Annotated in this window: 30 protein-coding genes; 17 read left to right on the forward strand and 13 right to left on the reverse strand. The window is 42.6% G+C overall.

The genetic code is table 11. The features are described 5' to 3' along the window. Window positions 1-126: 126 nt before the first annotated feature. On the reverse strand, window positions 127-1,896 hold the full coding sequence (locus tag FWF39_RS01300; RefSeq protein WP_343381630.1) for an RIO1 family regulatory kinase/ATPase: 1,770 nt from the start codon (window positions 1,894-1,896) through the stop codon (window positions 127-129). A gap of 183 nt (window positions 1,897-2,079) precedes the next feature. Between FWF39_RS01300 and FWF39_RS01305 the strand changes: the two genes are divergently transcribed. Then, window positions 2,080-2,289 carry a hypothetical protein gene (locus FWF39_RS01305; RefSeq protein ID WP_343381631.1) on the forward strand — a complete coding sequence of 70 codons (210 nt, stop codon included), beginning with the start codon at window positions 2,080-2,082 and terminating at the stop codon, window positions 2,287-2,289. Window positions 2,290-2,356: 67 nt separating this feature from the next. On the opposite strand, the gene glgP is transcribed toward FWF39_RS01305, so the two are convergent. The 4 genes from glgP to FWF39_RS01325 form a co-directional block, all read right to left on the reverse strand. Continuing rightward, on the reverse strand, window positions 2,357-4,036 hold the full coding sequence (glgP, locus tag FWF39_RS01310) for an alpha-glucan family phosphorylase (protein ID WP_343381632.1): 1,680 nt from the start codon (window positions 4,034-4,036) through the stop codon (window positions 2,357-2,359). Window positions 4,037-4,154: 118 nt separating this feature from the next. Continuing rightward, window positions 4,155-5,294 (reverse strand): trypsin-like peptidase domain-containing protein, encoded by a 1,140-nt coding sequence (locus tag FWF39_RS01315; protein ID WP_343381633.1) that lies wholly within the window; start codon window positions 5,292-5,294, stop codon window positions 4,155-4,157. 382 nt (window positions 5,295-5,676) lie between these two features. Beyond that, complete coding sequence (locus FWF39_RS01320) at window positions 5,677-5,895, reverse strand: hypothetical protein (RefSeq protein WP_343381634.1); 219 nt, start codon at window positions 5,893-5,895, stop codon at window positions 5,677-5,679. A gap of 414 nt (window positions 5,896-6,309) precedes the next feature. After that, window positions 6,310-6,585: a hypothetical protein gene (locus FWF39_RS01325; protein ID WP_343381635.1), complete on the reverse strand. Its 276-nt coding sequence runs from the start codon at window positions 6,583-6,585 to the stop codon at window positions 6,310-6,312. Between the two features lie 370 nt (window positions 6,586-6,955). Here FWF39_RS01325 and FWF39_RS01330 point away from each other — a divergent pair, with 370 nt between their 5' ends. The 3 genes from FWF39_RS01330 (at window position 6,956) to FWF39_RS01340 (ending at window position 7,842) form a co-directional block, all read left to right on the forward strand. Further along, window positions 6,956-7,036 carry a DUF3791 domain-containing protein gene (locus FWF39_RS01330; RefSeq protein ID WP_343381658.1) on the forward strand — a complete coding sequence of 27 codons (81 nt, stop codon included), beginning with the start codon at window positions 6,956-6,958 and terminating at the stop codon, window positions 7,034-7,036. Window positions 7,037-7,137: 101 nt separating this feature from the next. Next, complete coding sequence (locus tag FWF39_RS01335; protein ID WP_343381659.1) at window positions 7,138-7,593, forward strand: DUF3990 domain-containing protein; 456 nt, start codon at window positions 7,138-7,140, stop codon at window positions 7,591-7,593. Then, window positions 7,594-7,842, forward strand: coding sequence for a hypothetical protein (locus FWF39_RS01340; RefSeq protein ID WP_343381636.1), 249 nt, complete (start codon window positions 7,594-7,596; stop codon window positions 7,840-7,842). Between the two features lie 24 nt (window positions 7,843-7,866). Here the strand turns inward: FWF39_RS01340 and FWF39_RS01345 are convergent, their stop codons facing one another. Continuing rightward, window positions 7,867-8,847 carry a cobalamin biosynthesis protein gene (locus FWF39_RS01345; protein ID WP_343381637.1) on the reverse strand — a complete coding sequence of 327 codons (981 nt, stop codon included), beginning with the start codon at window positions 8,845-8,847 and terminating at the stop codon, window positions 7,867-7,869. A 4-nt stretch (window positions 8,848-8,851) separates the two neighbouring features. Continuing rightward, entirely contained in the window at window positions 8,852-9,982 is a 1,131-nt protein-coding gene (gene cobD, locus FWF39_RS01350; protein WP_343381638.1) for a threonine-phosphate decarboxylase CobD, read from the reverse strand. Here cobD and FWF39_RS01355 point away from each other — a divergent pair. From FWF39_RS01355 to FWF39_RS01375, 5 genes are all read left to right on the forward strand, one after another. Further along, window positions 9,981-10,151 (forward strand): hypothetical protein, encoded by a 171-nt coding sequence (locus FWF39_RS01355; protein WP_343381639.1) that lies wholly within the window; start codon window positions 9,981-9,983, stop codon window positions 10,149-10,151. The two genes, cobD and FWF39_RS01355, sit on opposite strands and share 2 nt — an antisense overlap. Before the next feature lie 171 nt (window positions 10,152-10,322). Next, window positions 10,323-11,120 carry a diphthine synthase gene (dph5, locus tag FWF39_RS01360; protein ID WP_343381640.1) on the forward strand — a complete coding sequence of 266 codons (798 nt, stop codon included), beginning with the start codon at window positions 10,323-10,325 and terminating at the stop codon, window positions 11,118-11,120. Then, entirely contained in the window at window positions 11,117-11,407 is a 291-nt protein-coding gene (locus FWF39_RS01365) for a DUF357 domain-containing protein (RefSeq protein ID WP_343381641.1), read from the forward strand. Before dph5 ends, FWF39_RS01365 begins: the two co-directional genes overlap by 4 nt. Next, on the forward strand, window positions 11,368-11,844 hold the full coding sequence (locus FWF39_RS01370) for an adenylyltransferase/cytidyltransferase family protein (protein ID WP_343381642.1): 477 nt from the start codon (window positions 11,368-11,370) through the stop codon (window positions 11,842-11,844). Before FWF39_RS01365 ends, FWF39_RS01370 begins: the two co-directional genes overlap by 40 nt. Window positions 11,845-11,846: 2 nt before the next feature. Beyond that, window positions 11,847-12,467, forward strand: coding sequence for a rhomboid family intramembrane serine protease (locus tag FWF39_RS01375; protein WP_343381643.1), 621 nt, complete (start codon window positions 11,847-11,849; stop codon window positions 12,465-12,467). A gap of 3 nt (window positions 12,468-12,470) precedes the next feature. Here FWF39_RS01375 and FWF39_RS01380 read toward each other — a convergent pair whose 3' ends face one another. Then, on the reverse strand, window positions 12,471-13,160 hold the full coding sequence (locus FWF39_RS01380; RefSeq protein WP_343381644.1) for a DUF120 domain-containing protein: 690 nt from the start codon (window positions 13,158-13,160) through the stop codon (window positions 12,471-12,473). 205 nt (window positions 13,161-13,365) lie between these two features. Next, a complete protein-coding gene (locus FWF39_RS01385) occupies window positions 13,366-14,265 on the reverse strand; it encodes a 2-oxo acid dehydrogenase subunit E2 (RefSeq protein WP_343381645.1) in 900 nt (299 codons plus the stop codon). Between the two features lie 316 nt (window positions 14,266-14,581). Here FWF39_RS01385 and FWF39_RS01390 point away from each other — a divergent pair, with 316 nt between their 5' ends. Next, complete coding sequence (locus FWF39_RS01390) at window positions 14,582-14,764, forward strand: hypothetical protein (RefSeq protein ID WP_343381646.1); 183 nt, start codon at window positions 14,582-14,584, stop codon at window positions 14,762-14,764. Between the two features lie 69 nt (window positions 14,765-14,833). After that, on the forward strand, window positions 14,834-15,613 hold the full coding sequence (locus FWF39_RS01395) for a class I SAM-dependent methyltransferase (protein ID WP_343381647.1): 780 nt from the start codon (window positions 14,834-14,836) through the stop codon (window positions 15,611-15,613). 9 nt (window positions 15,614-15,622) lie between these two features. Here the strand turns inward: FWF39_RS01395 and FWF39_RS01400 are convergent, their stop codons facing one another. After that, complete coding sequence (locus tag FWF39_RS01400) at window positions 15,623-16,396, reverse strand: acetyltransferase (RefSeq protein WP_343381648.1); 774 nt, start codon at window positions 16,394-16,396, stop codon at window positions 15,623-15,625. A 314-nt stretch (window positions 16,397-16,710) separates the two neighbouring features. Here FWF39_RS01400 and FWF39_RS01405 point away from each other — a divergent pair, with 314 nt between their 5' ends. Further along, window positions 16,711-17,697, forward strand: a complete 987-nt coding sequence (locus FWF39_RS01405) for a zinc metalloprotease HtpX (protein ID WP_343381649.1) — start codon at window positions 16,711-16,713, stop codon at window positions 17,695-17,697. 8 nt (window positions 17,698-17,705) lie between these two features. On the opposite strand, the gene FWF39_RS01410 is transcribed toward FWF39_RS01405, so the two are convergent. Continuing rightward, the gene (locus FWF39_RS01410; protein ID WP_343381650.1) at window positions 17,706-18,308 is read right to left on the reverse strand and encodes an MBL fold metallo-hydrolase; all 603 of its coding nucleotides are present in this window, start codon (window positions 18,306-18,308) and stop codon (window positions 17,706-17,708) included. A 44-nt stretch (window positions 18,309-18,352) separates the two neighbouring features. Beyond that, window positions 18,353-19,324: a zinc-binding dehydrogenase gene (locus FWF39_RS01415; protein WP_343381651.1), complete on the reverse strand. Its 972-nt coding sequence runs from the start codon at window positions 19,322-19,324 to the stop codon at window positions 18,353-18,355. Window positions 19,325-19,406: 82 nt separating this feature from the next. Between FWF39_RS01415 and FWF39_RS01420 the strand changes: the two genes are divergently transcribed. The 4 genes from FWF39_RS01420 to FWF39_RS01435 all read left to right on the forward strand — a co-directional run bounded on the left by FWF39_RS01420 (window position 19,407) and on the right by FWF39_RS01435 (window position 21,737). Further along, window positions 19,407-19,640, forward strand: coding sequence for a hypothetical protein (locus FWF39_RS01420; protein WP_343381652.1), 234 nt, complete (start codon window positions 19,407-19,409; stop codon window positions 19,638-19,640). Window positions 19,641-19,740: 100 nt separating this feature from the next. Next, window positions 19,741-20,760 carry a selenide, water dikinase SelD gene (gene selD / locus FWF39_RS01425; RefSeq protein ID WP_343381653.1) on the forward strand — a complete coding sequence of 340 codons (1,020 nt, stop codon included), beginning with the start codon at window positions 19,741-19,743 and terminating at the stop codon, window positions 20,758-20,760. Between the two features lie 366 nt (window positions 20,761-21,126). After that, complete coding sequence (locus tag FWF39_RS01430) at window positions 21,127-21,291, forward strand: chorismate-binding protein (RefSeq protein ID WP_343381654.1); 165 nt, start codon at window positions 21,127-21,129, stop codon at window positions 21,289-21,291. Window positions 21,292-21,404: 113 nt separating this feature from the next. After that, window positions 21,405-21,737, forward strand: a complete 333-nt coding sequence (locus FWF39_RS01435) for a winged helix-turn-helix domain-containing protein (protein ID WP_343381655.1) — start codon at window positions 21,405-21,407, stop codon at window positions 21,735-21,737. On the opposite strand, the gene FWF39_RS01440 is transcribed toward FWF39_RS01435, so the two are convergent. Next, on the reverse strand, window positions 21,717-22,508 hold the full coding sequence (locus FWF39_RS01440) for a delta 1-pyrroline-5-carboxylate synthetase (RefSeq protein ID WP_343381656.1): 792 nt from the start codon (window positions 22,506-22,508) through the stop codon (window positions 21,717-21,719). The genes FWF39_RS01435 and FWF39_RS01440 overlap by 21 nt on opposite strands. Before the next feature lie 220 nt (window positions 22,509-22,728). On the opposite strand from FWF39_RS01440, the gene FWF39_RS01445 reads away from it, so the two are divergent. Beyond that, window positions 22,729-23,397 (forward strand): hypothetical protein, encoded by a 669-nt coding sequence (locus FWF39_RS01445; RefSeq protein WP_343381657.1) that lies wholly within the window; start codon window positions 22,729-22,731, stop codon window positions 23,395-23,397. Window positions 23,398-23,478: the final 81 nt, after the last annotated feature.

The raw sequence follows: 23,478 nt of genomic DNA on the forward strand, positions 1-23,478 counted from the left end.
ATATGAAAAAAAGAGCTACTTAGCAATAGTTGAGTTTTAACGGCTTCGACGGGTGTAGTCTTGTTGGTGTAGCTTTCACCATAGTGTCTTTAATGCTCTTGCTATTGGTATCTTGTTTTTGTTTGGTTACGTTGGGTTAGGGGTTCTTGGGGCTTCGGTGCTTTTGCATATATTGGCAATGGCAAGCATAATTGGCGGCACAGTAAAAATGCTGAAAATTCGGGTATATTTGGTTAATGCCGCTTTATGGATAATATCAATACTTCCGCCTCCGCGTAAATATCCCTCGATAAATGAGTGGGTAAGGGTTTTTGCTTTGGCAATATTGTCAAAAGGTTGGAGATAGTGTCCGCAATAGTAGAGAAAGACGGCCACATCCCAGGCTTTATCGCCGCCTTGCATTGCTTGTTCGAAATCGATGAGGTAAATGGTGCCATCGGGTTTTATGAGGACGTTGTCGGGTTTAGTGTCGCCTAATGAGAGGTTTGCGCCATGTACTCGTGCAAGGTTTTCGCCTACTCGACTAAATAGGTTTATCGCTTCTGAGATGGTTTGGTTGTCAGTAGTTGTGGAGTAGCGTTTGATGATTTGGGTTAGTCCTTCGGCTTCGATGAATTCCATAAAGATGATTAATTCGGGGTTGCTGACGTGTAAGATTTTTGGTACGTTAAATCCTTGGGTGCGTAGGAATTCGCTTGCGGCGATTTCTTTTGCAAGTCGAGCTTGTCCTGATACTGCAAAGCTTCGGGCGCCAAATGACCAAAGCGTTAGAGGGAACCATTTAAATCCTGACCAATCTTTGAAGCGTTTGACTAGAATTTTTGTATTAACGTCTTTGCCTGAGGCGTTGATTACATAGACATCGTTTAAAATGCCGCCTGCGGGTGCAACGTCGATGTTTACATTTTGATTTTTAAGCAACATTTTTTGGGTATAGCCTTTGATGTCTAGTTTGTCTGCCAGTGAAACAAGCCCCTCTGCGGTTGGGAAGAAAACATACTTGTGCGAGTCAATAAATGTAGTTGTTTGTTCGTTGGGACGTATCCAACTGATTTTTTGGGTCCGTAGAAATGTCTCGGTATTTTGTCCCATTCGGTTTGCAAGCTGGGGTAGAGCGCCAAAAAGGGAGGAGAACAATGTGCGAGGTGCGGATTTAGAGAGGTTAATAAAGCGTAGTTTGGGGTTTTGGCAGTGGGCGATAAATTTAGGGGTTATAAAGACATAGCCGTTTTTGCGGCTGATTTTTTCTTCAGCTTCTAACTGGTTTAGTGCCTCTATGTAGCAGCTAAGGGCACTGTTTTCAGCATCTTTGAGGCTGATAGTTAAATCGGTCAAGTCGTAGGCAAGTAGAGGGAAAACGCGCACACGATTATTGAACACCTCATACATGAAATATTGAGGCAGAATCTGTATACGCGGTGCCAACTCGGGAAAGTTGATGGATAGGTTCTCAAGCAACTCTATGACTAGACGTTTTTTGAGTGCCACCTCCCGCTCATGAAGGTACAGTTCACCTTGGAGTGCGGTGTATGGAAAGATGAGTTTGCTTGCGAGTGCTTCGCCTAGTAATCCGCGATCGATGTCGCGTTCAAAAATCCACTGATCCACCGCAAAAACGGAGATTGTTTTTTCTTGGACAGGTTTTAGGTAACGCATAAGTCTGGGTTGGAAATTCTGTATAATCAGCATCACCTCATGAATCGCCCGACCACTTGAGGAGTTAGCTGAATAGTTATCAACATGGGCGACTGCAATAATTTTTGACTGGCCTGCGATATGTTTGCAAAATGCTAAAATTTGCTCGGATAACTTGGCTTCATTGTTATCTATATGCTTCATGCCGTCACCTACATTAGCAGGGTAAAGCGCCATATTTAAAACAGCGTCATCATCCATCAGCCTACCTGCGTCAGCCATAACTCAATAATAATTAAACTAAACTTCTGCACTCAATTCAAAAGATCGCCATACCCAACAAATCAACAAACAGCAGATAGACGCCAAGAGATGTGTGTCTTGCTTGCTGTTGTGCACAAGAAAGATATTTACTTCAATACACCTTGTCTTTTGTGATGTTTTATGGTTGATTTCTATTTTTATAAAGGGTGCTATAGAGTCAAGGTTTTAACCAAAAGTGCAGGTTACTGGATAGTTGAAGCCCAAGAAGACTTTGAAGATCAACTCAACGGAGAGAAAGTAGAGGTTAAAACTGGTGAACAACGTATTGTACCCCTAAGTGAACTGTATAAAAAACGGCAGGTCTCCACCGGTACCAAAGTGTGCGTATAACGGGTAACAAAAAGGTTGGCTATGTGTAAGGCTATAAATACAGACCGAGAAGCGGCACAAGATTGTTTTAGAGGTAGGCGTCGGTTACGTATCTGCGCATCATACGGTGACTGTTGAAGTAATAAGCGATTTTTCCGATAGAGTTTTTCATGAGTTGGATCCATTCGTCTCGTTGGTTGTAAAATGTTGGAAGGATTATGTATTCGAGTTTGTTGTAGAGGTCCTCTATTTCTTTAGTAAAGCATGCCGAATCATCAATGGTTTCTTTTGGGTGGGGTCCAATGGCCCAGCCGGTGAGGTTTTCTATCCAGCCCTCGATCCACCAGCCGTCAAGTACGCTAAAGTTCATCACACCGTTGTGGGCGGCTTTCATGCCGCTTGTTCCAGAGGCCTCCATGGGTCGCAGGGGGGTATTGAGCCAAACATCAACGCCTCCAATCATCTTGGCGGCGATGTCCATGTCATAGTTTTCTATGTAGGCAATGTTTAGGTCGATTTTGAGTTGTTGGGTATAGTTGTAGATTTGTTCGATGATGTGTTTGCCGCCTTCATCGCGTGGATGGGCTTTGCCTGCAAATATAGCTTGGAATTTGTTTGTTTTGTTGATGGTTCTTAGGCGGTCAAGGTTTGTGAAGAGCAGGGTTGCGCGTTTGTATTCGGTTGCTCTGCGTGCAAAGCCCAGTGTGAATACTTCGGGGTCTAGGTGAGTGTTTGAGGTTTGGTTTGTGAAGTCGATTAAGGTTTGTTTTTGTTGTTGGTGGGCTTGCCAGATCTCGCCATCTGGGATGAGATCAACTTTTGCTAAAAGTTCGGGTTCGATGGCCCATCCGGGGAGGTATTTGTCGTAGAGTTTTCGGTATTGTTCGCCTGTCCAGGTGTAGGAGTGGACTCCGTTGGTTATGGCGTGAATTTCATATCCGGTGAACATTTTGCTTGAGATTTCTTGGTGGCGTTTGGCGACGCCGTTTATATAGTTGCTAAGGTTGAGTGCGAGGCGTGTCATGTTGAGGCGTTCTTGTCCGCCGTATTTTTTTAGAAGGGCAAGATCGATTGTGGGTAGTGTGTCTTGGATTAGTTCATAGTTGAAGCGGTCATGTCCTGCTTCGACGGGGGTGTGGGTTGTGAAAATGCAGAGTTCTTTGACTTTTTCTGCGTCTTGGTTGTGTTTGTGCATTAGTTCTACGGCTAAAAAGCTTGAGTGGCCCTCGTTCATGTGGTATTTGCGGATTTGAAAGCCCAGCGAATCAAGCATGCGGACTCCGCCAAAGCCCAAGACTGCTTCTTGTTTGAGGCGGTATCGTTCGTCTCCGCCGTAGAGATAAAAAGATATTTCTCTATCAGCTTGGTTGTTGGTATCAAAATCGGTGTCTAAAAACAGCACGGGGACTGCTCCACCAGTGATGCTTTGGCAGACATAGAGCCAAGCGTGCACTTTAACGGTGCGTCCCTCAATTTGTATGTTGACTTCATTTGGCAGAAGGGTTAAGAGTTTTTCTGGATTCCACACGTTGGGTTGTTCGGTTTGTCTGCCGGTGGAGTCAAGTTTTTGTTTGAAATAGTTATATTTACTAATCAGGGTGACTGCGACAAGGGGCAGTTTAAGATCAGCACTGGAACGGATGGCATCGCCTGCTAGGGTACCTAAGCCGCCAGCGTATGTTGGGATTTGACTATTTAGACCTATCTCCATTGAAAAGTAGGCAATTTTTTGTCCTTTGAGGACCCCTTGCAACTCGTTGGTTTGCATATTCCCATCCGTGACTAATTAGTTATCAGCTAAGCGTATCTTGCAGTAACTTGACTTTAATATCATTTTGCATACTACCCGCAATACTTGGAACACTTTACAGGATTCAAAGTGGAAGTTAGGAAGATGGAGGAGGACGGGTGCCCAGCGTTAGAGGGATCTTTAGGGTTTCTGTGCCGCGTACAACGAGCAGATCTATGGTTTGGCCTGGCAGGGTATTTTCTTCGAGGTAGCTGGCTAGATCATCGTTGTTCTTAATTATTTGATCATTCATACCGATGATAATGTCGTTTACTTTTAGTTTGCCATCACAGGGTCCGTCTCGAACAATTGAAACGATTTTCCAACCATAGGTTACCGATACTCCTGTTTGGGTTGCTATAGCATAGTTCATGTCACCGCCAGTGACTCCTAGATAGGAGTGCCCGTGGTAGGACCCGGTTTGGATAAGATCTGCGATTTCGCGCAAAATAGTGTTTGAGGGAATAGCAAAACCCAACCCCTGCGAATCAGTTACGATAGCAGTAGTTATACCCACAACATTACCAAGGGAATTAAGCAACAATCCGCCGCTGTTGCCAGGGTTTATAGGTGTGCTAGTCTGGATGACATTTGCTATAGAGAAGCCGCCAGCAGAATCCTCAACAATACTGCGCCCAGTTGCACTAACAACACCTGTGGTAAGAGAACCCACAAGACCATAAGGGTTACCAATAGCGATAACGGGTTCGCCGACCCGCAATGGAGAAGAACTAACAATAGTTACAGGTTTTAGGTTTTCTGCGCTAGCACCTTCGATGGAGAGTATGGATAAATCGACATAGGGATCAGAACCTAGAATGGTGGCGGAGTAGCCTTTGCCGTTTGAGAGCGTAACACTTAGGTTTGTCGTACCTGCGACCACATGGTAATTAGTTATGATTACGATTTGTCCGGCAAAGTCATAGATAAACCCTGAACCCTGCACACCCTTACTATCAGTTTGACCCTGGATCAAAACAACTGAGTCCCGCACGTTGGCATAAAGATCTGCAAGGGAGGTTTCATTTTGGAGTAGAGTTATGTTTTGGTAGGTTGCATTTTGGAAGCCTTGCAGATTAGAGACAGATGCCTGTAGGTTATCAACTCGATCATTTAGGCTATTTACCTGCTGGGAATTAACATAGAACATCAGTAATCCACCTACAAGCAAGCCTGCAACAAAGAGCAACATCAGCATGCTGACAGATGTTTTAGTAGCATCCTTTGAGCTAAACATGTACTTTGCCTAAGTCAAAGTTACAAATATAGAGTATAAAAGTTGCTATACACTACACGCTTTAAGCAAGAACCCCCGATTCAGTTCGGATGCCTACATCTTTATAGGCCACTAAATTTCGTGCACCACCACAAAAGGGGCACGTATGAACTTTCAGCAACTGATGAAACTGTTGATTTTGCGAATCACTAACAAGCTTCCAAGACATAACTGAACTCTAAGTAGCACAGGTCAATTTGAGATGTAATAGGCGACTTATGGCCGAGTTTGCAACGTGCTAGACTTAACCTGAACATAGAAGATAGAAAGATATTATTAGACTTAATAACAAAAAAAAGAAAAGAGAGAGATTTACTGATTGATCTGTTTTGTTTTTGACTGCTCAGGGGCGTTTTCTGATCATGAGCATCAATATGATGGCTACTGCGATGATCAGAGCAAAGAGACCGCCGATGGCTGGTAGGAAGTATATGTCAGAGATTGATTCGGGCGTTTCAGTTGGTGCAGGTGTTATTACTACGTCATCTACTGAAAAGAATGTTGTTGCATGTGAGGGCCAATAAGATTCTGAGCCGCTGAAGCGTGCAGTTACAGTGTGCATACCTGCAATTTCAGGGAGCACATGAATAATATGTCAAATTACTCAACACCACTAAGGCCGCTCTCAAAACGACTATCAGCAATATAGAAAAGTAGCTTAATTGGCCAGCACATAGCAGGCAACCAAATAGTCTACAAGCACAATTAGTCAGGCCCACCCGTCTGCTTTGGATTACATGCCATGGTCTAACCCCGATCTTGTTCTAGTTAATTCACAACCACAAACATACACGCCTAGAAGGGTGTTTTGTTATCCAGTCATAAACAGTAGACCCCAGAAAAAATAAAATTCACAAAAACAGATACCAGCCAATGACCCATTATAGCAGGTTAGGTCGGCTGTCCAGCCGTATGAGGGTGTGTATTATGTGAGGGAATGAGAACCAGCTGGACAGCCGCATAATAGTAGGTAGAACTATTTTTTATCGTTATGTGTTGCAATCAGGCCTCGCTTCATAGCAAGTATGCCCATAAACTCTGATCCGCAAGCGGCTAACAATACAAACAGTGAATTACAGGAGAGTGCATCCACATTGACAAGCGTTCCGATGCCTGTAAAAAACGTTATCAAGCTGATAATACCAGCATCGACACATGCCGCTTTCCAATCAAACCCGCCCTCTTGAGTTGTGTTGTCTTTAATGCTAAAGGTTAGACGATTAAGAAAGTCTAACGATCGATGATCCACCACTATTCAAACCCCGGGTTTTCATAACATTTGTTGTACAACAAATGTAACAACTAATCGAAACGCTAATGCTTAAGGAGCCTTATAAGCTTAGCGAAAAAGAGCGCAGATAGCAGATTATTTATGCGGTCAGTCATCTGGCGCTATACACATCTTCAGAGTGCAGGTCTCCTTTTGCTGACTCGGGTACATGTAGACAGATCACTGAAAGAAAACTAGTTTATGGCAAAAACGGTTGAAATTTTAAGGCGAATGACATAATGATCATAGAGGTGAACAACAGTAAAAACAGCTACCGAAAACAAAACTTACAAAATTCTGTCATATACCGTATTGTGCATTAAAGAGTTCGAATACATTTAATTTATCTTATATTGAGGCATACAAATACCTTGAGAATTATGGCGGATTACAGTTTATTATAAAGCATTATGAAATAAAGAACATACCTTAAGCATTAATGACGCTATAGAAGATATGCAAGCTATTTGTCGCAAAAATGGGGGGCTAATAGGATACTCTATCATGGGTCTAACATTAAAATAATAAATATAGATTTATCAAAAGCACGTCCCCTTCAAAGATTTTGGGCGCGGATTTTATTTAACCGAAAATAAAGAACATGCTGAAAGAATGGCAGTCAGAGTTGCGGATAGATTCGGCGGAAACCCTAATGTAAGTGCATTTGAACTTAGCGACGAAATTTTTAATGATAAGGCTTTAAACATACTAAAATTTGAAAATCCTAATAAGGAATGGGCTTTATTTGTCGTGAACAATAGATCACTAAATTTCAGAGATGCTGAAAATAAGCTGTATAACGGCAATAACAAATATGATGTGGTTATTGGCGCGGTCGCAAATGACGATTTGGTGAGTACTTTCGACTTATTTCGGAGCGGTTTTATGAGCATAGATGATGTTGTTAAACAAATTACATATAAAAATCTAACAAATCAATATTCCTTTCATTCCGAAAAAGCTATAGCATATTTAAAGGCGGTGGAATAAATGGAGATAACAAAGGAACAGGATTTATTGATACAACATTTAGCTGTTGACTTAGCTAATATTTTGGTGGAAGAACAGAAAAAAACAATAGAACAAGCATTAAACATAGTGCATAACTCTGTTACTTTTAAGAAAATTTGTGATGTTAAAACCGGATTATACCGCGAAAGCGCCGGATATAATTATGACATATTGCAAGACGAGCTAAAACACGGTAAATTTGGGCAATATGGAAAGTATGATAGGTGATTTAGGTCAACTGTGACGTAAATACTATATTCCGATAACATATATTCTGAGGGCTATGATTGGCAGAACAACTACTATGCCAAACAATGCTGAGGTTATCACCATGATGCGCAGGGCTTTGCCAATATCTTCGTATGAGATGTGGCCTTTGTCATCGCCGAGTTTGTAGTGGTCTGTTTTTTCAAGTTGGATACCCAGTGCACCTGCCATGGCAGATATGGTGTAGCCTGCATTTGGACTTGAGGTTTTGTGTTTGTCGCGTTGGAGAATACGCCAGGATTCTCGCCAGTTCGCACCTGAGAAAAATGCGGCAACAACCATCAAATAGGCAGTTATTCGTGCGGGTATGTAGTTGGTTAGTGTGTCGAGTTTTGCGCTAAACCAGCCGATGTTTTTGTATTCAGCGTTTTTGTAGCCCACCATTGAATCTAGGGTATTTATAACGCGGTATGCAAAGGCACCGGGAACCCCCAGTAGGGCGTAGAAGAAAAACGGTGCGGTGATGCCATCGGTTGTGCTCTCGGCGATGGATTCGACTGCGGCAGAGATTATTTGGCGTTCGTTGAGGCTGGTTGGGTCTCTGCGAACAATATAGGGTAGCCATTTGCGAGCGCCGTCTATATCACGTTTTTTTAGGGCGAGTGCGATGGGTTTTGTGTATTGTCCCATGCCGGATATGGCAAAGGTTGCTTTGAAGAGGATTGCTCCAACGATGATGTAGAGAATTTCGCCTATTGGATGGGGCAGACCTCTTAGCAGATAAAGCAGTACAAAAACTGGCAGGGCAAATGCAAGTATTGCCGCAAGAGCCATCAATACGCCGTTGGTTTTTTCGATTCGGGGATTTTTGTTTTTGGCTTTTGCTTTGAGGTAGGTGATGAGTTTGCCTATGCCAATAGTGGGGTGGATGCGATCGGGATACTCGCCCAAGACCAGATCGATAAGGAAAGCTAAAATAAAGATAAGGATGGGGTCGATGAACAGTGAAATATAAAAGCTAAACATGCCATCAAACCGTTAGTGCTTGTTTAAACGCTTCTATTAGGCGCATGTTTTGGTCGTGAGTTTTAACTGCTACTCGGATGTAGAACTCGTTTAAGCCAACAAAGTTGCTGCAGTCTCGGATTAGAATGCCTTGTTTTAGCATTAGGTGCTTGAGGGCATTGGCGGTTAAGCCTGTTTTTTCGATGTCTATGAAGAAAAAGTTTGCATCCGGAGGGCTGAACCTAAACGAGAAAATGTTGCCTAGTTGGGTTTGGAGCCAGGTTTTTTCTTGTTTGATAAGATCGAGGGTTATTTGTAGATGGGCCTCGTCTTTGAGGGCAACTGCTGCGGCTGTTTGGGCTAGGCAGTTAACGTTCCAGGGAATTTTGGCACAGTGTAACACTTCAGCGATTTCTTTGCTGGTGATACCATAGCCAACCCTTAATCCGGTTAATCCAAAAATTTTTGTGAATGAGCGCAACACAAATAGGTTGGGGTATTTGTTGATTTGGGGTATCAAAGAGACGTTTTTTTCGTCGTCGACGAATTCGAGAAAGTCTTCGTCGAGGAAAACCAAGATATCTTGGGAGAGAGCCGATTCGATGATGTTTGTTAGGTTGTTTTTTGGGATGAGTTTGCTTGTGGGGTTGTTGGGGTTACAGAGAAACACTAGTTTGCAACCTGTCATTTCGCGTTTGAATGCTTCAACATCCACTTGGAAATTTTTGTCCAGTTTTACGAATTTGACGGATTCGCCGGTTTTTCGCACGGCGCGTTCGTATTCGCCAAATGTGGGTGCGGTCATCAGTGCTTTTTCGCCCCGTTTGAGAAATGTCTCTGCAAAGAGATACATCAACTCGGTAGAACCGTTGCCTACAATGATGTTGTCTTTAGTTATAGCGTTAAAGTGTTTGGCTATTGTTTCTCGAAGGGTTGTAGAGTTTGAGTCAGGGTAAGCAACAATTTCATTAAAGGCTCCTTGGATGGCATCGAGGGCTTTTTTTGAGGGCCCTAAGGGGTTGACGCTTGAGCTGAAATCTAGAATTTCGTGTGGTGTATATCCACTTTCTTGAGCGGCACCATGAACCTCTGCGCCGTGTTGACAGGGTTTGAGGTTTTTTATGTTATCTTTGGTGAGGCTTTCGATTGGCTTCATGGCTGGTTTCTGTCCGCTGGATACTGAGGTTTTCTCTTTAGGTAAATCATATAAAGGTTTGGTTGGATGTTCCATCCAAACGGCTATCCAACTTGCTATACAGCTCAAAGAGCAGATAGGTGGAGGCAGAAAATTTAAAGAAAAAGCAACCGCTAAAACTGCCGTTTAAACGCCAAGATGCTTACTAAACAAACTGACAAATCCACTATAACGAGCTCTTTTTCTGTGGTGATAAGGTGTGTCTGTGGAGTCTGTCAAGCAAATGATGAGCTGATTAAGGGACAGATCAAAGAAAAATAACTTCTTATGTTAGAGTTTCCTCTACATGCTGGGATTGGATTTGAGTGAACTAGTATTTGTAGGGTTAGGGTTAAACGATGAAAAGGGCATCACGCTTAGGGGTTTAGAGGAAACCAAAAGTGCCGATGCAATATTTATGGAGACCTACACCAGTCGTATGCCTGATTTTAGCCTAGAGCGCTTAGTGAGGTTGTGTGGTAGAAAAATTCAGATGCTCACCAGAAGTGATCTTGAGGAGGAAAGCGGCAGATCTATTCTGCAAGCGGCCAAAGTTGGGAAAGCGGTTTTTTTGGTGCCTGGGGATCCCTTTATTGCTACAACCCATATCATCCTGCGTATCGATGCAGAAAAACAAGGCATCACCACACGTATTGTTCATGGCATATCGATCATGTCAGCGATTGTGAGTCTCTCGGGTTTGCATAATTACAAGTTTGGCAAAACCGTCACCGTGCCCTTTGCAGATAACTTTTCAGAGACACCCTACAATGTCATATCTCAAAATCAAAAACTGGGCCTACATACACTGTGTCTTTTGGATCTAAGACAAGCCGAGAACCGCTATCTCTCCATTAAAGACGCTCTAGAACAACTGCTAAATATGGAGGAGAAAAAGAAACAAAACACCATAACCCCTCGCACGCCAGCGGTGGGTATTGCAAGAGCAGGCAGTAACAGCCCGGTGGTTAAAGCGGGGTTTGTCAAAGATGTGGTTGGATTTGATTTTGGTGAACCACCGTTTAGTCTCATCATCCCGGGAGATTTGCACTTTATGGAAGTTGAGGCGCTTTGTGCTTTTGCTGGGGCACCGGTGGAGTTTAGGAGTCTTGTTAGATGAGCATAGAGTATCTTACCAACAAATACATTGTCTCAGCTGAGAAGGTGCTCTCTGAACTTAAACGCAATCCAACGCCCTTTAGTGTCGAGGAGCAAACTGTTGAAGAGGTTTTGCGCTGGGCTGTTGATTATTTGGAGGATGCAAAGTATTATAAAGCAGAAAATAAGCTTGGAACCAGTTTGACGTCGGTGGCTTACTGCGAGGGGCTACTTGACGCGCTTAGATTGATGGGTGCGGTGAATTTCCAATGGCCAACCAAACAAGAAAATCCAACCGAAAAATTGTGATTGCCTCAGGCGTCTTTGATTTGCTACATCTGGGGCATGTGCGGTTTCTTGAAGATGCAAAAAAAGCAGGCGGCATAAACGCAAAATTAGTCGTTATTGTTGCCCGTGACAGTACTGCTGAGAAGCTCAAAGGTATAAAGCCTATCATGAGTGAGACTCAGCGGTGTGCTCTTGTGGAATCGCTAAGGGTGGTTGATGAGGCCGTGTTGGGGTTTGAGGGTTTAGAAATTGGGGAAGTTATTGAACAAATCCAGCCTGACATTGTTGCTTTGGGCTATGATCAAATATCAATGGAGCAGGAAGTCAAAGAATACATAGCAACACATAATCAACCCATTTTGGTTGTTCGTATCAGTAAATTTGGGGAAAATACTTTAGACAGCTCCTCAAAGATTAAACAGCAAATACTTGACAAACTTGCCGGCAATGGTTCGTAGCTATGAATTGTGAGAAATATAGGCCCACTGTTATTCTCATCATGCTAAATGTGGCTATCTATATTGCAGGAGTCATAATCGGAGGAAACATCTTACAAACACCCAACAGTGTCATAGTTGTTTGGGGGCAGGTTAATTTTCTTGTGTTTCAAGGCGCCGTCTGGCAACTTTTTACATCGATGTTTATCCATGCCTCAATTTTTCATCTTGCGGGTAACATGATTTTTTTGTTTATCTTTGGACAAAAAGCAGAGAGCATGTTTTCGCTATCAGAATATTTAGGGATATATATGCTGGGTGGTTTAGCAGGTAATGTACTCTCGTTAGCAATGGGGGTGGCGCCCGGCGGGGTATATTTTGTGTCTGTTGGAGCCTCAGGTGCTATTTTTGCTTTGTTTGGGGCTTATCTAATCTATGATAGGCGGGCGGTTCGTCAATCCATCGTGGGCGCGCTAATGTTTGCATTTTTCTTGTTTATCATCAATACTGGTGAGAATGTAAATATTTTAGCGCATTTAGGGGGCTTAGTTTTGGGCCTTATTTTGGGTTATTGGATAGCATCTCGGCGTAAACCTGAACAGCAGATTTCATGGGAATTTAAGTACCGCAACACACCGTTTTAGCTTTTAGAGGATGGTGCAGATTTCTACTTTGAGTTTGTGGCCGTCTTTGAGGTCTAGTTGTTTGCGCAAACAGACGGGGGCTATGATTTCTAAAACTGAGGTGTCATAATGGCTACGAACTGCTACCACTAGGGCGCCTTTGACTTTGCCGCCGATTATGGCGGGGTAGCATTTGACAAGGCCAAAGCTACGGGACTCATTTTGGAATCCGGTGATTTCTACTGCGGGGTATGCTTCGAGGTCTAGGCGGGTTTTGAGGTCATAATCGCTTGATAGTTTAATGTTTAAGGTTCCGGGGTAGGGTTCGAAGTCTAATTTTTCGACAATCTGTTTTTTGTAGTCAGATTTGGATATGTAGTAGGCACCTTCGCCTAAACCGGTAAAGACGGTGCCTTCTAATGTGACTGAGGGGGGATAGGTTTTTTCCATCAAAATTTTGAGGCTACTGTAGAGTTTTTGGAGTTCTCCAGCACCTAGGGGCTCGATTTTTATGAGACTACCATCAGGGGTTATGATGCGCCCTATCCAGGCTTTATGTTCCAAATCAATGAGGTAGCGTGAAACGGTCTGCTGGCTGATGCCTAGTTTTTTGGCCAAGTACTCCGTTGAGATTTTGGCGGTTCGGTTATAGGCGCCGGTTTCAGCGAGTTTGAGGAGCATATAGAGGTGTTGCCAATCTTGCTTTTCAGTCATACAGGGCGTCTCCGTGAGTTAGGAAGGGCAGATGAGATATTTAAGCGGTTATGACATGCAGTACTCCAAAAGGCACCTTTTAAGAGACCACAACGCTATGGGCCCAAAATAAATAGATTGACACGTAAACGTCGTTAGCAACAACAAAGTGTAGTTGTAACAAAAAATTTAGTCAGCTTTGCTTGGCGGGTAGGCTGGAGACAGTTCACTTGGAATACCAATCCCCGAGTAATTCGCTATGCTTGAAAATATACTCCAGTTTTTGAATAAAGGGCACTATCTCGCCAAAATTCAAAGCTCGGTGGTCAAATCCTAAACATAGAGGAAGCACTTTTCGCACCTCAATAGATGTTTGGTTAGTTTCATTTTTTATTACACAGGGCTTTTCTTGAATACAGCCTATGCCTATTGCGAAAACTTGGGGAGGGATAACCTCTAAAATGCCCATAAATCCATTTAACCCCTTACAAGCCGCACCTAAATTAGAGATTGTAATCGTTCCAGGTTGCAGATCAGAGGGGATTATTTTATCTTCTATGGGGATCTGGTCATATTCTTTCATTTCTTTTTTGTTAGGTTTTGATTTATCAAAAACGGCCCCTAAAAATGCATTCAGGGCTTTTAACAAATGTCCTTTTTTTATTTCGTCTATCATACTGCTGACAGAAACTCGGTACAGCGGAATATGAATGTTGCAATTACCTATTCTCTGTGCAATTTTGTTAATATATTCTTGCATTTCTACAAGCGTTTTATCTTCAAAATTTCTTAAATTTATAACAACAATTTCGTTATTTTCAAGTAACCATGGCATAGATATATCGATATTTTTTATGACTTCAATCTCGCCAGTAATACGTTTAGAGTGGTATTTTATATGAGCATTCGCCTGCGGCGCAGCTTTGACCGCTTCGGTAAATATTTTCAGTAATAAAGTGTTTAGAGTCAATTTGAACTTTTGATTTTTTTCAGTTAAGTTATCAAATGCATTCAGCATTTCGGTTGCATCAGCCTCATAAATAAAAGTTATATGTGGAATTGTGGTCCACGACTCCGTTGTTTTATAGCTGATTACCTTTCGCATAAAACTAAACTGTGTACCCATTAGATCACCCAGATTCTTTTACTGACCATATTGCTTTAAACCTACATTAGAGGAAAATCTCCAAATTCATCAACACAGAACGACCATCGAAACTTTTAGGAGACTTAAAAATACAGCGATGGGGTATGCGGTGAAGTGTTGCACCAGTTGTTATTGATGAAAAAGAGAACGGCCATTTTACCTATCGGCGGGCAAAAATGCAGTTGATAGATTTTTTCAAATAGCCCTGTTATAGTTAATGGATCAAACACATTTGAAACTACTGGTTATCGAGTAAACTATATGTTGCAGTTATTAGGCTATTTGGTGTGGTTATATGCATAGAAAAGGGGAAATTAATCAAGTTGGTTTGAGTTTAGTTGATTGTGAGTTTGAGGGGCTTTTGGCGCAAACAATGATTGTTAGTGGGATTTTTGCTAAAGCATACACACCTAAGCGCTATCTTGATCCAGAGCTCTATATCAGCCTAACCAAAGATCACAAAATACATAAAGAATAATCACCGTGCAGGCTATTTTGCTGTAGCTTTTGTTGTGTGGTGTGTTTAAGGTTTAGGTTGGTGAATGTTGTGGATAGTTGTGAGGAGTATAATCTTAATTGTCGGATTTTATTGCATGATAGGTTTTCAACTAATGGTACTAATTGGTTTAATTGGATTTTTGATTTGATGGATGTTAGAGCGGGGCATAGGGTGCTTGAATTGGGTGCGGGTAATGGTGAGATGTGGGTTAAAAATGCTGAGCGTGTTCCGTTTGGGGTTTCTGTTTTGGTTTCGGATGTCTCTGAAGATTTTTTAAACCAAGCCAGAGAACGAATAAACAACCAGACCAGTCAGTATAGTTTTAAGGTTATAGATATTCAAAACATTACTTGTTCTGCAGGTTTTTTTGATAGAATCTTGGCTAACACTATGCTCTACCATAGTGATAATGTTGAAGCGGCTCTATCGGAGGTAGTGAGAGTTTTAAAACCGGAAGGTTACTTTTATGCAACAACTTCGGGTTTGGATCATCTCCAAGAGTTAAAAGAGTTGGTGTTAGAGTTTGATTCTGATGTGGTGTTTCCGCTAAATGGTGCAAATAAAAAGTTTTGTTTAGAAAACGGAGAAACTATTCTACAACCCTTTTTTAAAAACATAGAATGCGTCAAATACATCAATTCATTAAGAATAAATAACGCAGACTACCTATACGAATTCATAACATCATTTAAAAAAGACAAAAACTACAACATAAAACCCATAATCGAAAACCCAACAACCTTTCTAAACTACCTAAAATCAAAAATCAAAAACACCTACATCGAAGTAACCAAATCAAGCTGCCTATTCATCAACTCAAACACCTAACTTTTTGCATCAGCCGGTTTGATTCACCGGCAGGTTTAGCGCAGAAACAGGCTTAGCTATAACCGAGGAGAGAATTTTCTCCTCAACCATAGTTACTAGGGGTTGTGTTTCTGCAGTGACATTTAGAGCTTGGAAACTCGTTCGGTTAGGCAGGGGATGGGCAGGATTACCAACATACACTAATCCCTCAAAGGTGTCATTTAAAACAACTGAACCGGCCCCAATTATACAGTCCTTGGCGATTTTGATGTTGTTCACCAAAGAAGCATTAACGCCAATAAAGCAACTCTCACCGACCTGACAAAACCCCGAGATAGTAACCTGTGAGGCGATAAAACAGTTATCACCAATGACACTGCGGTGACCAATGTGGTTGCCTGACCACAGGGTTACGTTGTTACCTATCTTTGTGCGATACTGTAGGGTATTGTTTTCAAATATGAAACAGTTCTCACCGATTTCCACATCCCGCCACACAAAGGCTCTTGAGCTAACATAGGAAGCCAGTTTGTAGCCTTTACTTTTTGCCTGCAAATAGAGCCGAGTCCTTATCCGATTAAGCTCAGTAAAGGATATGGCTATAAACAGTGCATACTTTGAGGGCTCATAGAGGTTCTCAATGTCTTCAAAGGGAATCACCGGCAACCCAAAAAGCGTTTTATTACCAAGATAGGCACGCTCAACAGAAAAAGCGACAACCTCATAGTTGGAATCCTGAGTAAAATATTCGTACGCTAACTCGGCTGTTTCACCGCCACCTACAATTACAAGTTTATCTTTCATCAAAACACAACCAAGCAATAAACCAAAAAAGCATCTTGATTAACTCAAGTCATGCATCTACTACTATATTGCTAGACTTTTGTCAAATATAAAGCATTGTGAACAAAACCTATAACAACGCAAAATCTCAATGCTGATTAGCAAGCTACAACAATTTTTGGGTCCACACATTTGCAGAATCAATTGAGTTAAGGCTTTATTATAACAGGTTTTACTCTACGGATGGGGTTGAGTAAAACAAGTAAACTGCAAATGTAACAGTGGGTTCGCATAAAAGTTATATGAATCCAAAGGTTCAATTAGAGTGAGTTTAGATGAGTGCTTGGAAGCTTCATTTTTCTATGGTTGCTACATTAGCCGCCATCTTTGGGTTAACAACCCTAGTTTTTTCAGCGGTTATGCTCTATGTGGGTTACTTTAGCATAATAACTGTGGGCATACTAGTTGTGATCGTAAATGTTGCCCAGTGGCTTCTCTCACCCTACTTGGTAGGTGCCATATACAAAGTTAGAGAACTAAAAGAAGGCGACAACCCCAAACTACATCAAATGGTTACAGAGCTAAGCATTAAAAGCAAAATCAAAAAGCCTCAGCTTATGCTTGCTCAAATTCCATTGCCCAATGCATTTGCGTATGGTTCGCCTCTAACCGGTAATCGGGTCGCCATAACCCAGGGACTGCTAAGTAACCTCGAGGAAGGTGAGGTTGAAGCCGTTTTAGGTCATGAATTGGGGCACCTAAAACATCGCGATGTTCAAGTCATGATGGCGGTCTCGTTTTTGCCGTCTCTTTTCTACTATATCGGCTACACTATGATGCTCTCAGGTATCTTTGGTGGGAACCGCAAAAACCAAGGCGGCGGCAACAACGCGCTAATTGGAATTGGATTTATGGTCTTCTCATGGGTGTTAACGCTATTTACGCTCTATCTTAGCCGGCTACGAGAGTATTATGCGGATCGTCATAGTGCCTCAATTGTTGAGAACGGTGCTGAAAAGCTCTCCATGGGCTTAGTCACCATCACTGAGACAAGCAGACGTAACACCAGCAGATCCAACAAAGAACAAACTAAAAACAACTCAGCCTACAAGGCACTCTTTATTGCCGATCCTGATCAAAACAATGCCGATGCCGAAAAATTCCACACCTCCAAAGCCACAAATAAAAAAGACCGGCTCAGAGAAACTCTTGCAAGGCAACCTACGTCGGGTGACCGGTTCTTGGAGGTCTTTTCTACCCATCCAAACATCATTAAACGCCTACGGGCATTGCAAGAACTCAGCCAAACGCCCAGCGCCTAAAGAACCAGTTAGTGGTTTAGGAAGGGGTTTACTCTTTTTTCGTTTCCAATTTTTGAGGTTTCGCCGTGTCCGGGGTAGACTTGCAAAGAATCGGGTAAGGCGTCAATTTTATGCAAGGAGCGCATCATGTCACTGTGGGAACCTTCGGGGAAATCTGTTCGGCCAATGGTGCCCGCAAATAGGGTATCGCCTGTGAATGCCACCTGCTCGTTTAGGAGACATATGCTACCAGGGGTGTGGCCGGGGGTATGGAGAACTTTTAGGGTTTCATCGCCGAATTTGATTAAACTGTTCTCTTCAAGCAGGATATGAGCCGGCTGGCCTTGGGTGTCTATGTCTGCTAAAAAGTAGGCATCTTGGGGGTGGATGCAGATTGGAACATTGTACTTTTTTTGCAGGATGCTATCGCCTCTAATGTGGTCGGAGTGGCCATGGGTGTTTAGGATGTATTTGATCTTTAAGCCGGCTTGGTCTATGTAATCTGTGATTAGTTTTGTTTCAAAGAGGGAATCTAACCCGGGATCAATGATGACTGCTTCTTTTGTTTGAGAGCAACTGACGAGATAGCAGTTGGTGGATAACATGCCAACACTAAAGGTTTCGATCAACATAGCAATCACAGGGGTAAAATGTGAAACCAAGATAAAGCATTTGCTTAACGGGCAATTATGACTTTTAGCGGTTTCTCAGAGGGGGTATTGGCTGTTTGGAGTGCTTGCTCGAATTCGTCGAGGTTAAAGCGATGGGTAATCAAGCCCTTCACATCTACCAAGCCGCGTGCAATCATCTCTACTGCGGCGGGATATTCTATTGGTGAAATATACATAGTGAAAAATGATGCTTCATCAGCATCCGCCAAGTTTAATCGGCCTCTCGATTCACCTATAAGCGCTACTTTGCCGGCTTTACGTACCAAAAACGGTGTCTGCTCCACCGCCGCTATGTTTCCAGTGGCTTCAATCACAAAATCAGAGCCATGTTTAGTTAGTTTACGTACTGATTGGATAACATTTTCTTTTTGGGCGTTTATAGTGATGTCTGCACCGTATTTCTGTGCAAACTCTAAGCGGTAATTTTCCAAATCCACGGCTATAACTCGGCACCCCTTTAACAATGCAATCTGGGTCATCAGCAAACCTATGGCGCCCTGCCCCACCACAGTTACCCAGTCACCCAAGTTTGGCTGTAGATAATTAAGTACCCGTAGCGCCAATGCAACGGGCTCCACTATGGCACCTTCTTCATCGCTAATATTTGAGGGCATAGTTATGAGACTTCGGGGTAGCATTGCTTTGGATTCTGCAAAGAATCCATCTCGGGTTAAGCCATAGAATTTGCCTCGGGTACAGTAGGAGGGCAGGCCGTGAAGGCAAAAGTAGCAGTGGCCGCAGTTAACCATGGGAACCATAACTACCCGCTCGCCGGTATCGGTTCGTATACCGCAGGCATCATGTCCAAGTATGCGGCCCTTTTTCATCCATCGCCAATCGCCACGATAGAAGTGCATATCAGTGCCACAAATACTGCCTGCCACAAAATTAACAAGTACCCGTCCAGCTTTGATTGGGGGCAGGGGAACGTTTTCGATTTGAACTTGATTTACACCACGGTATATAGCTACTTTCAAAAATATTCCTCACAGTGTTAGAGGGTATAAGACAGATTTATCTTTCTGTTTCATCAAGTAGGTAAATTAGTCTGGTATCGATATGGATTTGGAAGAGTACTCAAAAGATCGCCTCTGGCAACTGCTTGTGGAAACCGTCCACGTCGCCGCTATGTATCCTAGCCATAAAGCATATGTCCGTGACACAATTCTACCTGCTCAAAAAGACATCACCGCCACTGAGCTCTCTGAGCGACTAGGTATGCCGTTTGGCGAAGCACTGGTTATACTTGATGAATTAGCCACCGACAAACCGACTTTAGCTAAACAAAGATAGATGAATAGATAGAGCGGTATGTTTAGGGTTATTATCCATTTTTTAGAGTATAATCAAGTTTTTATTGGTACAAATAGATGAACTATAGGAGGAGAGTACGATGAGTTATCGCTTAACTAAAGCGGTTCCTGTTCATGGTTGCAGCTGTAAACTGCCCCAGTATCAACTGGGTGAACTTATCAATCAAGCGGGTTTAAACGTTGATTTGGGTGAAGAGGTGTTGGCGGGGCCTGGGGAGAACAGCAGTGTTATTCAAATTACGTCAAACACAGCAATTCTTAACACCTTGGACTTTTTTACACCAATGGTGGATGAACCCGAGATTCAGGGCAGGATCGCAGGTAGCAACGTTACAAGCGATATCTATACCATGGCAGTAACTAAAATTGCCAGTATCCTGACGATTATGGCTTATCCGGAGAATATGCCAAGCGAACTCGCCGTTGGTATGCTCAAGGGGTTTGGAGATTTTTGCCGTGAGACAGATACCCCAATTGTTGGGGGACATACTATCCGCAATCCCTGGCCGATCATCGGCGGCGCCGCAACAGGGATCGGGGATCCTAAAAAAATAGTCTACACCAAAGGGGCTAAACCGGGCGATCGATTATTCCTCACTAAACCCATAGGAATTGCTCCAGCTATGGCCGCTTATCGTCTGCGTAAAGAAGCGCAAGATCGTGAACTTTTAAAAGACATACCAGACGACCTTTTGGAGAGAACAATTAACCAAGCCATCACAGGTATGATTACCTCAAATAAATCCGTCGCAGAAGCTATGCAACAGGTCCCGGTCCATGCCGCCACCGATGTCACAGGCTTTGGGCTCAAAGGACATGCAACAAGTATGGCCGAGTTGAGTAGAGTAAACATCATTATCGATAAGCTTTGGGTTATCGGCGGCACACCCGTATTATCAGAGATTTTTGGATATCCACTTCTAAGCGGTGAATCAAAGGAAACCGCAGGCGGCATACTAATCGCTATTGCCAAAAAAGACACCGATGATTTACAAAGCGAATTAGATAAGCGCAAAATCCGACATGTTGAAGTCGGCTATGTTACGGATGGCAACGGAGAGGTAAACATACATAAAAACGCCGAAGTAGTTGAAGCATAACCATTTTCAGACGCTATTAGGCAACAACCCCTTTTTAGTTATTGAGGGTCAAATGCGTTTTAGCTATCTCGGGATTACGCTTGTCTTGGGTGTCAGAAACAACTGTTTCGCTTCAAGGACCGTTTCTACCTAAGACGATGGCAACGTCGAGTTTTTGGTCACTCAATAGAGATCAACAATAGATATTTTGTAGTTGAGCCTAAAAGTCTGCAAACACGTATAACACATAGCACTTGGTTGCTAACATAAAAGTCAGATTTTAGCCATGGTTTCTTCATAAAATGGGTATATCTTAGTTATGTTAGAAGTCGATCAAAGGAAATCTTTTAAAGATATACACACATTACAGATAATAGGAGAACAGTCATGGCAAAATGTCCCGCTTGTGGAAAAGAAGTAAAGACCGCAAAGAAAACCTGGAAAATGGCCGGCAAACCCGACAAGAACGGTAAACGAACCCAACTAACCATCGCACTCTATGACTGCTGCGGCAATACCATCAGACAAGTCATAGACAAACAAAAAATCTAGTGCAACTACTCCATTTCTTTTTTCTATCTTGCCATTTACAGCTTCTGTGACTACTCAAGGGTTACAACAAACGTTTAATTGTTTAGCGGTTCGCCAACTAGTAGGCGATAGGCGTGGCTTTTAACCATAAACGAGACCGTATACAAATTATCGCAGATATACTTGTTATCTGCAAAACCCCCCAGACTCAAACCTTCATTCGGCACCAAACTCACTTATCCTACTCGATGCTTCAGAATTATCTCATACAACTACTTGGGCGGCAGTGGCTACTACAGGTTCAAAGAGACAATAGACAAAAATTCTTCATAACCAGCAAGGGACAGGCGTTTTTGGATAAATGGATAGAGCTACAGAAACTTACCGGATTAAAAGAGAAACCGAAACTGGCAACTGTTATGTCACCAGCAAATATTCAGGCAACCTCAAAGCGACGTACTGATTAAGGTATAAACTGCGGGTTGCCCAGCTAGAACGTCTATGGTGCGTTGAGGAAACAATCCATTTATTACAAAACAATCCATCGGCTGCTTTAAGAGTAGTTTGGGCAACATCTGATCCACACTTGTGCGCATAGACAGCTCTACAAGATTATGTGGAGTTAGTTTTTTAATTAACTCAGCATCGGGGTATCTTTTGGGGTCTTGGGTGTAGATACCATCCACATCAGTAACTAAGAGTAGTCTTTGTGCTTCAAGTTTGGTGGCGAGATAGAGAGCTATAGAATCAGAGGTAATCTCCCAAGAGTTTTCCAAGGGATCTTCAGCGAACAAGAGTTGGGAGGGTAGAAAAATCGGCAACTTTCCCTGAGCCAGTGCAGTTTGGGTTTCCCTTAGCCCTTGTACAACAACTGAGTTAGCGGTTAAATCATTTAGTAACAAGCCGTACTGGTCCATGGCTAAAACAGCCATACAATGTGATGCTCTACCAGATAGCAAAAAGCGATCATCGAGTTGACGCACAGTATCTGCAAATTCACCACCACCAGGCACCACAACTAGTCGATGACTCATAGATAATGCACCTATTTTTTCGCATAAAGTTCGGAGTTTTTCGGGGTTTTGGGCTAAGCTTCCTCCAACTTTAATTACGGCGAGATCGAACACTGAAGGATAATGCATATACATAGGTGGATAGGAGGAGTTGTGTAAAACAGACGTAGCGTTTGGGGGAACCTGCTCTGAAGATTTAGCTTCAGGAAATAGTTTGTCACCCATGTTGTATATCAGCCCACATAGCTCAAAGTGCTGATAAGCAAATAATAACCCTATGCATTTAGCAGATAAATATCTGATCATTCCGTTGAGATAGCAAATAACAGGCAACAACTCGATTAGGGTTTACATAGCCAAATGCTCCGTACTTAAAAAGAGTCTTACTTATATCGCCCAAAGGATGTTAATTCCCTTAAAAACAGACACATTTGAAGGGCTCAAAATGATCACTGATGAACGAATAACTTCAAAAGTCACAGAATTAATGGAAACACTTGATCATATCAAAAAATACAACGCCATAGCACGTTCACTAAAACCCTTTATGCTTATCATCGGAGGTTCAATAGCAACATTCTTAGCGCTACTTACGGTATTTGACATCTACGGATTAGAACCCGGCCCCAATAACCCTATGTTTGTAGCGGGATTTTTGGCATCCCTGATTCCACTGGTGGGTCTTGCCTGTGGGATATTATATATGCGAAAACAAATCAACGCCGTTAAAGTAGGTGAATGGCGTCCTGAAATTTCTAAAGGCTTCGCCTCTACTCTAAAACTATTGGGGGAACTGAATTGGGAAAAGACCTTGGAAGATATCTCTATGGCACGGTTTGGCTACGCAATATATAGTCTTCTTAAGGCTGGGGCATGTTTGGTTATTTCAGTGGCTACTTTTGAGCTTGCATGGAATAGCTTAACGCTGATAGTTTTGCATAAATCAGTACTGTCTGGAGCTTTCTTTTGGGGGTTTATTGCTGTTTTAGTTGTAGTCTTTGTGCTTGGCAAAGATTTTCTGAGACGCTATCGAGAGTTGCGTGCGTTAGATATGTTGGTTTGGGAGTTGCGGTGGTTTAGTGTCGAGTTCGAAAAAGTCGAGTTCCAAGCTTGATCTCTATGTTATCGCCCGGATAATTGAGGCGCTAAAAGAGAAAAAAAATCTCAACCGAACCGCCCTAGCTACAGTCACAGG

This window comes from Candidatus Bathycorpusculum sp., from assembly GCF_009778815.1.
Lineage (GTDB): Archaea > Thermoproteota > Bathyarchaeia > Bathyarchaeales > Bathycorpusculaceae > Bathycorpusculum > Bathycorpusculum hydrogenotrophicum.